At 66.6% G+C, this 11021-nt stretch carries 12 protein-coding genes; 5 read left to right on the forward strand and 7 right to left on the reverse strand.

All coding sequences use genetic code 11. From position 1 onward, the window contains the following. On the reverse strand, positions 1-828 hold an 828-nt coding region (locus VLA96_04835), incomplete at its 3' end, for a tetratricopeptide repeat protein (protein ID HSE48513.1). 381 nt (positions 829-1209) lie between these two features. On the opposite strand from VLA96_04835, the gene VLA96_04840 reads away from it, so the two are divergent. From VLA96_04840 to VLA96_04855, 4 genes are read left to right on the forward strand one after another with little or no spacing between them, the layout of a single operon-like run. Beyond that, entirely contained in the window at positions 1210-2982 is a 1773-nt protein-coding gene (locus VLA96_04840) for a hypothetical protein (protein ID HSE48514.1), read from the forward strand. Between the two features lies 1 nt (position 2983). Next, positions 2984-4081, forward strand: a complete 1098-nt coding sequence (locus VLA96_04845; protein ID HSE48515.1) for a hypothetical protein — start codon at positions 2984-2986, stop codon at positions 4079-4081. A 2-nt stretch (positions 4082-4083) separates the two neighbouring features. Then, positions 4084-4935: a hypothetical protein gene (locus tag VLA96_04850; GenBank protein ID HSE48516.1), complete on the forward strand. Its 852-nt coding sequence runs from the start codon at positions 4084-4086 to the stop codon at positions 4933-4935. Further along, positions 4932-5468, forward strand: a complete 537-nt coding sequence (locus tag VLA96_04855) for a hypothetical protein (GenBank protein ID HSE48517.1) — start codon at positions 4932-4934, stop codon at positions 5466-5468. Before VLA96_04850 ends, VLA96_04855 begins: the two co-directional genes overlap by 4 nt. Positions 5469-5565: 97 nt before the next feature. Here the strand turns inward: VLA96_04855 and VLA96_04860 are convergent, their stop codons facing one another. The 4 genes from VLA96_04860 to VLA96_04875 form a co-directional block, all read right to left on the reverse strand. Then, on the reverse strand, positions 5566-5940 hold the full coding sequence (locus VLA96_04860; GenBank protein ID HSE48518.1) for a PilZ domain-containing protein: 375 nt from the start codon (positions 5938-5940) through the stop codon (positions 5566-5568). A gap of 93 nt (positions 5941-6033) precedes the next feature. Continuing rightward, positions 6034-6873 carry a peptide chain release factor N(5)-glutamine methyltransferase gene (prmC, locus tag VLA96_04865; GenBank protein ID HSE48519.1) on the reverse strand — a complete coding sequence of 280 codons (840 nt, stop codon included), beginning with the start codon at positions 6871-6873 and terminating at the stop codon, positions 6034-6036. A gap of 44 nt (positions 6874-6917) precedes the next feature. Next, positions 6918-7997 carry a peptide chain release factor 1 gene (prfA, locus tag VLA96_04870; GenBank protein ID HSE48520.1) on the reverse strand — a complete coding sequence of 360 codons (1080 nt, stop codon included), beginning with the start codon at positions 7995-7997 and terminating at the stop codon, positions 6918-6920. Between the two features lie 89 nt (positions 7998-8086). Continuing rightward, positions 8087-9073 carry a DUF1385 domain-containing protein gene (locus VLA96_04875; GenBank protein HSE48521.1) on the reverse strand — a complete coding sequence of 329 codons (987 nt, stop codon included), beginning with the start codon at positions 9071-9073 and terminating at the stop codon, positions 8087-8089. A gap of 110 nt (positions 9074-9183) precedes the next feature. On the opposite strand from VLA96_04875, the gene VLA96_04880 reads away from it, so the two are divergent. Further along, positions 9184-9600: a hypothetical protein gene (locus VLA96_04880; protein ID HSE48522.1), complete on the forward strand. Its 417-nt coding sequence runs from the start codon at positions 9184-9186 to the stop codon at positions 9598-9600. Positions 9601-9704: 104 nt separating this feature from the next. On the opposite strand, the gene VLA96_04885 is transcribed toward VLA96_04880, so the two are convergent. Both VLA96_04885 and VLA96_04890 read right to left on the reverse strand, forming a co-directional pair. Further along, positions 9705-10133 carry a FixH family protein gene (locus VLA96_04885; protein ID HSE48523.1) on the reverse strand — a complete coding sequence of 143 codons (429 nt, stop codon included), beginning with the start codon at positions 10131-10133 and terminating at the stop codon, positions 9705-9707. Between the two features lie 100 nt (positions 10134-10233). After that, a partial coding sequence (locus tag VLA96_04890; protein HSE48524.1) for a cation diffusion facilitator family transporter occupies positions 10234-11021 on the reverse strand: 788 nt, incomplete at its 5' end.

Below are 11021 nucleotides of genomic sequence, written 5' to 3' on the forward strand. Positions count from 1 at the left end.
CTGGTAGCAGGCCGCCGATTCCTTCAGGTTGCCGGCCATCTCGTAGGTGAAGCCGAGGTCGCCGAGCAGTTCGGGAGTCATGCGGGGCGCGGACTTCAAGGTCGCGATGGCGGCGTTGTAATCCTTCTCTTCACGCTGGAAGTTGGCGACCGCGCGGAAGATCTGCACGTTCTTGGGGTCGCGCGCCTTGGCCTTGGCGAGCATGGCCTTGGCGCGGTCCATCTGCTTGAGCTTCATGTACGCGACGGCCATCAGCAGCTCGGTGTGCGAGGAAGGCTTCATGGCTTCGGCGCGCTGCAAGGTGTTGAGGCCGGTCTGGAACTCGCCGGACTGGATCTGCATCTCGCCCAGGACAAGGTAGTTCGTGATGTTCTTGGGAGCGGCGGCGATGGCCTGCGTCAGCAGCCGCTTGGCTTCGTCGCGGCGGCCCATCTTGGCGTAAGTCTGAGCAAGACCGGAGAGACCTTCGGCGGAGCGGCCCTCCATGGAGAGGCCCTTCTGGTAGGACTGGACGGACTGGCCGTAACGGCCGGCGAGGCGGGAGGTGTAGCCCAGCAGGAACCAGAGGCGCGGGTTCTGCGGCGCCTTCTTGACGGCGCGTTCGGCGTACATGGCGGCCTGCGCGGTGTTGCCGCGCTTGATGGCCTGCTCGGCGGCGCGGGCGTCGCGCGTGACGTCGATGGAGGCGCCCCAGCCCAGGCCGGAGGAAGGCGCGGCGGAGGAGCCGCCCTTGGACTTCTTACCGGCAGGCGTCTTCTTCTTCTCGCCGGCGGAGGTGGACTTGCCGCCGATCTCGAAGGTCTGGGCCGCGGCGGGGAACGCAGCCAATAACAGGGAACAGAAAAGGGCACAGCTGCAGATTTTTTTCACGGGACCACTCTTCGCACAGGCGTGTGGCAACCGTCCTCTCGCAAGCGGGCTGCCAGAGTCACTGCTGCCTTTCACTCGCAATCCGCTGCTCCTGGGAGCGAAAGCAGCGGCAGCACTGCTGTAAGAGGGAAGCTGGGTGCCGCGTGTTGCCTCAGAAGTACCCACAGGGTGATTTGGTGACGGGTGTGGAAGGAGCTGCCGATAAGAAAACCCGGCAGCTACTCTGGGAATCCAAACTGCTCCTGAAGGTCTGACTCCAGCCCGGCACGCGCAAGTCCGCCGGGACCCCTGGGTCCGAGCATTCACAAGCCGCCACGAACGCTGAACGCGGAGGCATCCTTGAACCCGACTTCCCCTGTCTCGACCGGCCGAGCGCTGACGCTGGGCGCGATCATCTTGCTCGCGCTCGCGGTGCACGGCCCGCTGCTGCTGATGCAGCTGCCAGTGACCTCCTACGACGCGAACACGCACATGTTCTTCGCGTCGCACTACGCGGGGCACTGGTTCAACCCGTGGAATGAAAAGTGGTACGGCGGCTTCTCGCAGACCACGTATCCGCCGCTGGCGCACCAGTGGATCGCGCTGTTCTCGCACGTGCTGGGCCTGCCGCTGGCCTACATGTTCGTGCAGTTGTGCGTGGTGCTGCTGCTGCCGGTCGGGGTGTTCCGCTATGCGCGGCTCTGGGTGGACGAGCGCTCCGCCAGCTACGCCGCCATCGGGAGCATCTTCCTGGGGTCGCTGGCGCTGCTGGTGTACCAGTCGGGGCAGCTGCCCACGACGTTCGCGGCGGCGCTCACGCTGAACGCGCTGCCGTTCTTCTATGACTGGGCGCGGGACGCGCGCTTCAGCGCGCTGTTGAAAGGCGTGGCCATCTCGGTGGCCGCCGCCGCCGTGCACCACGTCACGATGATCTTCGGCATGGTGCTGTTCGCGTGGCCGGTGCTGTGGCTGGCCGCCGCCGACGCGCGCCGCGAGGACCGCAAGACGGGCGCCGCGCCTATCATGCGCGCCGCGCTGTTCACGCTGGTGGTGGTGGTTGGGATCATCGTCGTGCTGCTGCCGCTGTTCATGGCGCCGCAGGCGGCGACCGGACAGGTTCCCATCCCGCACGGGTCGCGCGACAACTACATCCTCAATCCGGCGAGCGGCATGAACTTCTGGGTCATCCCGCACGGCCTGTTGCTGCTCGCGTTGCCGTTCGTGTTCCTGCGCGGCTGCTCGAACGCGCGGCTGCGGCCGCTGTTCTTCGGATGGTTCCTCACGCTGCTGATCGGTCTGGGGGGCACCACGCCGGTGGCGCAGGTGCTGCTCGGGACGATCCCGAAGGCGCTGGCGGGAGTGGACTTCTTCAACGTGCTCACGTACGAGCGCTTCACGTTCTGGGCGACGCTGATGACGCTGCCCATCGTCGGGCTGCTGGCGAGCGAACTGATCCGGCGGATGCCGCGCTTCGCGCCGGCCGGGCTGGCGGTCGCCGCGGTGTTCACGTGCGCGCTGGCGGTCGGCTGGACGTACTACCGGCCGATCAACTCGTCGCCCTTCAAGGTGGACCAGGTCGTCAGCTTCCTGCAGAACGAAGGGCACACGAAGTTCCGGTGGATGACGCTCGGGTTCGGCAACCAGTTCGCGCGCGTGTCGCGCGAGGTGGACGCGTCGAGCGTGGACGGCGACTACAACTCGGCGCGCCTGCTGCCCGAGTTGCAGGCTTCCGGCGCCGGACAGCTCTACAACGCGAAGTATTTCGGGACGGCGGGCATGGAAGCGCTGCGCTCGATGCTGAAGCACGCGAACCAATACGGGTTGAAGTACGTGTTCGTGCGCGACCGGTATTACGAGCCGCTGCTGGCGTTCGCGGGCTGGCGGCAGGCCGAGGTGTATGACAACGGCAACGTGACGCTGTGGGTGAAAGACGACGTGCCGCCGGCGCGGAAGCTCGACTTCGGCGTCAGCGTGCCGGGATGGCAGGGAATGATGTGGGGCACGCTGCCGATGCTGAGCAGCCTGTTCGCGATCTTCCTGGTGGTGGCGCTGCCGGAGCGGCGGCGCGTCGCCGAGACGGTGGAATTCCCGAGCGCGGCTGCCTCCGCCGCCACTCTGCGGGAGGCGAACTGAGATGAAGGGCCATGTGTTAGCGATCGTGATGTTCGTGGTGCTGGTGGTGCTGGTGGCCGCCGGCACGGTGCACTCCGCAAGATTCACTCCCGCGCGCACGCCGGAAAGCGCGGTGCGCTCGCTGTTCGAGAAGGTGAAGAGCAACGACCTCGCCGGCGCGTACACGTACGTCTCGCCCTCGGCGAACGTGGACCAGCAGACTTTCACGAAGGACATCAACGGGCGCGATGGGTCGCTGCGCACCTACTCGAAGATCGAGAGCGTGGAGACGAAGGTGCTGCGCTCGGACGACAACCAGGCGACGGTGCGCGCGACCACGAAGTGGTCGACCGCGGTCGGCCCGATGTTCGACACGCGCGACCTGAAAGTCGCGAAAGAAGGCAGCGACTGGAAGGTCCTATGGGAATCGGAGAAGCAGGCGAACCTGCCGCCACAGGTCATCCCGGTGAACTACCTGCGCTGGGACATCATCCGGCGCGGAGCGGACGAGGACTGGGGCGCGCAGAACGTGGAGTCGCCGCGCATCCGCATCCTCTCGATGAACGCGGTCGAGAAAGACGGCAGCGTGGTCATCATGGGCGAAGTGCGCAATGAGGACACGGTGCCGGGATTCGTCTCGGTGGGGGCGACGCTGCTGGGCAAAGACGGCAAGACGCTGGGCGAGGAGACGAGCTTCGACAAGGTGTCGCACACGCTGCTGCCGAGCGAGATCTCGCCGTACCGCATCGATTTCCCGAAGACGAAGCTGAGCGACGTGCAGAGCGTGCGCATGCAGCCGGCGTCGCTGCTCATCCCCGCCTCGGCGGACCCGGTGATCGGCGTGCTGCACCAGCGGCTGGAAAAAGACGCGAGCGGCCGCACGGTGCTGCGCGGCGAACTGGTCAACCAGAGCGGGCAGACGGTGAACATCCCGCACGTGCTGGCGACGTATTACGACGACGCGGGCCGCGTGATCTGGGTCTCGGACGCGTACTCCGACAAGGCGCTGTTGCCGCAGACGCCGGTGCCGTTCTCGGTGGACGTGCGCGACGACCTCGCGGCCAACGTCCACTCGTATCGCGTGACCGTCAACCAGTACTCCATCGACCGGGTGCAATAGCGATGCGCGCGCCGGTGATCCTCACTCTACTGCTCGCGCTCGGCGGCCTCGCGGCCGCGGCGGACCTCCCGGCGCCACAGAACGTGGTTGCCGGGAACGCGGTGAGCATTCCGACCTCGGGCTCGGGTTCCGCGACCCTGTATCTGGTGGGGCCGGGGCACGTCGCCAAGCGCGAAGTGAAACTCGGCGAGCCGATCGAGCTGAAGGCGGAAGAGCTGCGCGTCGCGGGGCGCTACACGGTGCTCCTGAGCTCGGGCGAGCAGGCGAGCTTTTTCGTGACCCCGGCAAAGCCGGGGGAGATCGCGTTCCTGGCGCGGCCGTCGCGCGTGCCGACGGCGAAGCCGGGTGTGATCTCGGGCGTCGCGTTCGTATTCGACGGATTCAGGAACCTGGTGCTCCAGCCGACGGCGGTGAAGTTCGAGCTCTCGGTGCAGGGGACCAACGCGTCGCAGACGGTGGAGACGAAGAACGGGATCGCGTGGACGCGGATGAACTCGGCGTCGAAGGAAGGCGCGGCGCAGTTCGTGGCGTCGGTGGGCGAGGTGAAGGTGAACCGCGTGGTGCAGCAGACCGCCGGGGAGCCGTGCAATCTCTCGATGCGGGTGGCGCAGCGGACGGAGAAGGGCATCGTGGTCGAGACGGCGCCCATCCGCGACTGCTCCGGCAACGCGGTGCCCGACGGCACGATCGTCACGTTCTCGCTGCTGGACGCGAAGGGCCGCCGCACGACGGTGGACTCGCGCATCAAGAAAGGCTTTGCGCGCGCCGAGCTGCCCAACGACCAAGGGACGCTCTCCGTGGCCGCGGGAGTCGTGATGGGGAATGAGCTCCAGGTCGGCGGAGGTGGGCAGTGAAGCGACGCATGGTACGCCTGACGATCCTGTGCGCGGGGCTGGCGCTGTTCGCCTCGGGCGTGGCGCCGCTGGCGCGGCGCGCGTTCGCGGCCGACGCCAAGGCGAACGTCACGCTCCAGGCCGAGGGCGCGCAGCCGCGCGAGGTCGAAGACACCACCGAGAAAGCCATCACGCGGGATTATGCCGCGGCGTGGGACGCGCTGAGCGCGGGCCTGCGCAACAACGACGTCAACGCGCTCGACGCCGGGCTGGTGGGGCGCGCGCGCGACCAGTTCGCGCAAGCCATCGCCGACCAGAAGCAGGCCGGGATCAAGGTGCGCTACACCGACAAGGGACACCAGCTCGAGGCGGTCTTCTATTCGCCGGACGGTTCCGCGATGCAGTTGCGCGACACCGCGCAGCTCACGCGCGAGATCCTGGACGGCGACAAGGTGATCCAGCGCGAAGACGTGACCGCGCACTACTACGTGCTGATGTCGGTGGCCGAGGACCGCTGGAAGCTGCGGGCGATCCAGGAAGTACCGAACTTCTAAAGGCAATCCCCACCACCGAGACACAGAGACACCGAGGCACAGAGGAACACATTTCTGAGTCCCTCTGCGTCTCGGCGTGTCTGTGGTGGATTGGGGTTTACGCGCGCGTCGGAGTGGGCGCGAACGGGAGCCGCTTGGGGAGAGGGGCGGGGAACTTCGGCTCGGGCTTCCGTTCCAACCGGTACTGGCGATACTTCACGGCGATGAACCAGCCGTCCTGCCGGCCGCTCTCGTCCTTCATGTAGCGCACGACCTGGCCGGTACCGCGCGCCAGGTTCGCCTGGAACAGGTCGTTGAGCTCGATCTCGAGCTCGATCTCGGTGCCGGAGGCGAGCATCTGGCGGGTGCGGAACAGGACGCCGCTGGTGCTGAGGTTGCGGGTCTTCGCCGTCTGCCAGCCCGGCTCACCGGCGACCCGGTAGCGGACCGGCAGCGACAGGCTGAAGCGGGGAGCGCATGTCGTCGTACGCATAACGGACGAACAATACCGCCGCGCGCCCCGGTGGGGAAGATCCCCCCAGGCGCGGGTGCCGCGGGAACATGGGCGTGGCCGAAGGTAACAGCGCTAGGGCCTTTGCGCGGCGACGACGCGCGGGATCCCCTGTAAGTCATAGGTAACGCGGATGTTAGACCATTCCGCCAGGAGGTCGCGGACGGGCTGCTCGACCGAGTAGCCCATTTCCATGACGAGCCATCCGCCAGGGAGGAGCGCGGCGTGGGCCTGGGGGATGAGGCGGCGATAGATGTCGAGCCCCTGCCGGCCGGAGAAGACGGCGACCTTGGGCTCGAAGTCGCGGACCTGCTTTTGCACCTTGTCGCGCTCGCTCTCGCCGACGTAGGGCGGATTGGAGACGACGAGGTCGAAGGCGGTCTCGGGCAGCGCGGCGAGCAGATCGCTCGCGCGGAAGTCGATGCGCTGGCTCACTTGGTGGCGCGCGGCGTTGGCGCGCGCGATCTCGAGGGCTTCGGGCGAGATGTCGACGGCGGAGAAGCGGGCGCGCGGCAGCTCCTGCGCGAGCGCGATGGCGAGGCAGCCGGAGCCGGTGCCGATATCGGCGACGCGCTCGAAGCGATGCGCCTGCGCGAGGTCAAGCACGGTCTCGACCACGTGCTCGGTCTCGGGACGCGGGATGAGCACGGCCGGGCTGACGATGAAGTCGAGGCCCCAGAACTCCTGGTGGCCGGTGATGTACTGCGAGGGCTTGCCGGTGGCGCGCTCGGTGATGGTGGCGTTGTAACGGTTCTCTTCGTCGCCGGTGAGCTGGCGCTCGGGGTGGGCGTAGAGATAGGCGCGGTCGCATCCGAGCACGAACATGAGCAGGGTCTCGGCGTTCATGCGGGGCGAGCCGACGTCGTTGGCTTCCAGCGTGCGGACAGCGCGGCGAAGGGCGGCGTCGAGTCTCATGGAAGATCTGCGCCGGCGAGTCGCCGGCGCCTACCCAACATCCATCAAGCGGTGACGGTGGCTTCCTGCTTCAGCTTTTCGGCCTGGTAGTGCGCGATGAGGGCGTCGATGAAGGGCTGGAGCTTGCCGTCCATGACCTCGCTGAGCTGGTGGACGGTCATGCCGATGCGGTGGTCGGTGACGCGGTTCTGCGGGAAGTTGTAGGTGCGGATCTTCTCGCTGCGGTCGCCGGAGCCGACCTGCGCCTTGCGCTCCTTGGCCAGCTCTTTCTGCTGGCGCTCGAGCTCCATCTCGTAGAGGCGCGAGCGGAGCACGCGCATCGCCTTCTCGCGGTTCTTGATCTGCGACTTCTCATCCTGGCAGCTGACCACGGTGTTGGTCGGCAGGTGGGTGATGCGCACGGCGGAGTACGTGGTGTTGACCGACTGCCCGCCCGGACCGGAGGAGCAGAAGGTGTCGATGCGGATGTCCTTGGCCTCGATCTTGACGTCGACGTCTTCGGCTTCGGGCAGGACGGCGACGGTGACGGCCGAGGTGTGGACGCGGCCCTGCTGCTCGGTCTCGGGGACGCGCTGCACGCGGTGCACGCCGGACTCGTACTTCAGGCGCGAGTAGGCGCCTTTCCCTTCGACGATGGCGATGACTTCCTTCAAGCCGCCGACGCCGGAGTCGGAGCTGGAGAGGATCTCGACCTTCCAGCGCTGCGTCTCGGCGTAGCGGGTGTAGGCGCGGAACATCTCCTTGGCGAAGAGCGAGGCCTCGTCGCCGCCGGTGCCGGCGCGGATCTCGAGCACGACGTTCTTGTCGTCGTTGGGATCTTTGGGGAGGAGGAGGCGCTTGAGCTCGTCTTCGACGCCGCCGACGCGCGCCTCCAGCCTGGTGAGCTCTTCCTGCGCCATCGCGCGCAGCTCGGCGTCGCTCTCGTCGGCGAGCATCTGCTTGCTCTCGGCGATGCCGCGCTTCAGATCCTTGTACTCGCGATAGCGCTCGACGATCGCGCTGACTTCCGCGTGCGCCTTCGCCGTTTTTTGGTACTTGGCAGAGTCCTGCATCACGTCCGGTGAAGACAGGGCGCTGGTCAGCTCTTCGTATTTTTTTTCAATCTGCTCTAAACGATCAAACATTGTGCACACCGCCTGCCGGCGGTCCTCTTGATTCTAGATTCTTTTCAGGATTGCGGACGGAAAGGTGCGAAGTATGCGGGCGGGACCCGCTAAGCGATGACCAACTCGCCGCCGCGCTGCTTCTCGAGCACCATGGCTTCGTCGAGCGCGCGGATGGCGCACTCGACCTGGGCGTCGGCGGGCGGCTTGGTGGTGATGCGCTGCAGCCAGAGTCCGGGCTTGGTCATCATCGCGAACAGCGACTGGCGGCGCTTGGCGGCGAAGCGAATGATCTCGTAGGAGACGCCCGCGATGACCGGCAGCAGCGCGATGCGCAGCAGGATGCGCGCCCACAGCGTGTGCACCGGGAACAGCATGTAAAAGGCGATGGAGATGAGCATCACCGTCATCAGGAAGCTGGTGCCGCAGCGCGGATGGAAGGTGGAATACTTCTGCGCCTCGGCGATGGCGAGTGGCTTCTTGTCCTCGAAGGTAAAGACGGTCTTGTGCTCGGCGCCGTGGTACTCGTAGACGCGCCGGATGTCGGCCCAGAGCGAGACGCCCCAGATGAACAGCAGGAACAGGGAGAGGCGGATGACGCCGTCGACCACGTTGAACATCACGTGGCCTTCGAACGACGGGAAGAACTTTGCCAGGCCCTGCGTGGCGTACACCGGGATCATCTTGTAGAAGACGATGAAGAAGCCGACGGAGAGCAGGACATTGAGGGCAGCCATCCAGCCGGAGATCTCGACCTTCTTGACGCCCTCGGCCTTGGCGGCGTCTTCGAGCGCGACGTTGGCGGAGAACTTGAGGGCGCGGAAGCCGAGCGCCATGGCCTGGCCGAGCGTGGCGACGCCGCGGATGACGGGCCAGCCGAGCCACTGGTGCTTCTCGCTCGGGCGCTCGACGGATTCGGAATGGGTGGCGATGCCGCCGTCGGGCCGCCGGACGGCGATGGCACACGCGTGCGGCGAGCGCATCATCACGCCCTCGAGCACCGCCTGGCCGCCGACCAGGGTCTCCTCACCGCTTTCCAGCGCGGGCAGCAACTGGACAGCAGTCAGGAAACGCAGATTGTCCTTGAGCCACGACATATAAGGTTAGATGTGGGTTCCTTCAGGAACGTTTCAGTAACACCAAGCTTATCAGAGGGCGCGCGAAATGCGGTGTCAAAGCGGCTGCCCTGTGGTACTTTGCCTTTGCTTTGAGCGACATCCGGGAGCGCGTGCAGCGAGTGACCGAGGACCTGCGGGTCCTGCAGAAGGAGCTCGACCGCGTGGCGCACGGCGCCTCCGGGGAACGCAGCGCGGTGATCGACGAGCTGGTCGACGGCGAGCTGATGAACGACCTGAAGAGCGTGGTCGACAACATGCGCCACTTCCTGTGGTCGTACATCGAAGCGACCTCGACCAGCCCGCAGGACCTGAAGAGCGCGCTCCAGGGATATCGCATGCAGCGGGTGACGGAGATGCTGCGCATCCTGCGCGAGAGCGAGCTGCCGGAGCTCTCCAAGGCGAAGCACGCGCACTCCTTCTTCGAGGAGATCAACAGCATCGCGCACCGCGCGGTCGACCGCTACGAAGAGCCGCGCTCCGATGGGGCGCGCTCCGGCAAGAAGTAGTCGCTCCCCAGCTTCGCCTCCGGCATCCTTACTACTCGATGCAGCAGCTTGCCGCTCCCAGAAGTAGGCGCGCGCGAGGGCGAGCGCGCCACAACTCCGTTGGCTTACTCCTGCACGCGCAGGTTGAAGATGTGCTTGCCCTTCTTCTTGCCCTTGGTCACCGTGACGATGACCTCCCACTCGTCGCCCATGGTGAACTTCGCGCTGCCTTCGTAGACACCTGGCGGCCTTGCCGCGGCGTCGAACTCGTTCTTGCCCATGTCCATCAGGGGCATGACGAGGGAGACGTGGACCTGCGCGTCGCGCACGAGCACGCCGGTCTCGAGGACCGTGAACTCGAACTTGACGTCTTGTTCGGCGCGCGGCTCCTCGGGGGTGAGATACATCCGAACCTTGAACGGAGAACTACCCTCGACCCGCTCCGCGATCACGGACTTCGGCGGATATGGTCGCGCGGAGTACAGCGTGATCCGCGAGCCGGACTCACACCCGAGCAGCAGCGCGGCGATCACTGGGAGGAGGACCTTCTTCATCTCGTGTCGTCGGCTGAAGCCGACTCCTGATTCTAAATGGGGGAGCGAACCCAGCGCGGAAGCGCTGGGCTATTCGCCCGGCGCCGCTCCGCGGCTGGATTCAGTGCGTGTGTCCCGGCGCGCCTTCGACCTCGCGGACGGGGACGACGCAGCCGTGGGCGACGTCGCAGACGACGTTCTCGAACTGGATGGTGGTGTGGTCGATGCCGAACTGGGCGTGCAGCGCTGCCTTGACGGCGCGCAGGATGGCTTCGCTCGCCGAGGTCGGGATGTCGGCGATGGCGATGTGGCAGGAGAGCGCGTGGGATTCCGAGCCGAGCGACCAGACGTGGAGGTCGTGGACGTCGTTCACGCCGGCGACGGCGCGGATGGCGGCCTCGATGCGCGCCAGGTCCATGCCGCGCGGCGTGCCTTCCAGCAGGATGTTGAGCGTCTCGCGGATGATGCCGAAGCTCGACCACAGGATGAGGGCGCCGATGCCGAAGGAGAGCGCGGGGTCGATCCAGTTGCGGCCGCTTTCGGCGATGAAGAAGCCTCCGACCAGCACGGCCGCGGTCGAGACGGTGTCGCCGATCTCGTGGAGCACGACGCTGCGGAGGTTGACGTCGCCGCCCGCGCGGTAGACGAAGAGCGCGATGAGCGCGTTCATCACGACGCCGGCGCCCGCGGCCCACATCATCAGGCCGGGGTGGACGTCGGCGGGCTGGTAGAGGCGGCGCGCGGCCTCGTAGAAGATGTAGAAGGAGATGGCGACGAGCGAGAGCGCGTTGATGAAGGCGGCGAGCACGCCGGCGCGCTGATAGCCGTAGGTGCGGCGCGCGCTCGGCGGCCGCGCCGCGATGTACACCGCCACCCAGGAGAGCACGAGCGCGAGGAAGTCGCTCAGGT

It is taken from the genome of Terriglobales bacterium, from assembly GCA_035457425.1.
In the GTDB taxonomy this organism is placed as follows: Bacteria; Acidobacteriota; Terriglobia; order Terriglobales; family Acidobacteriaceae; genus JACPNR01.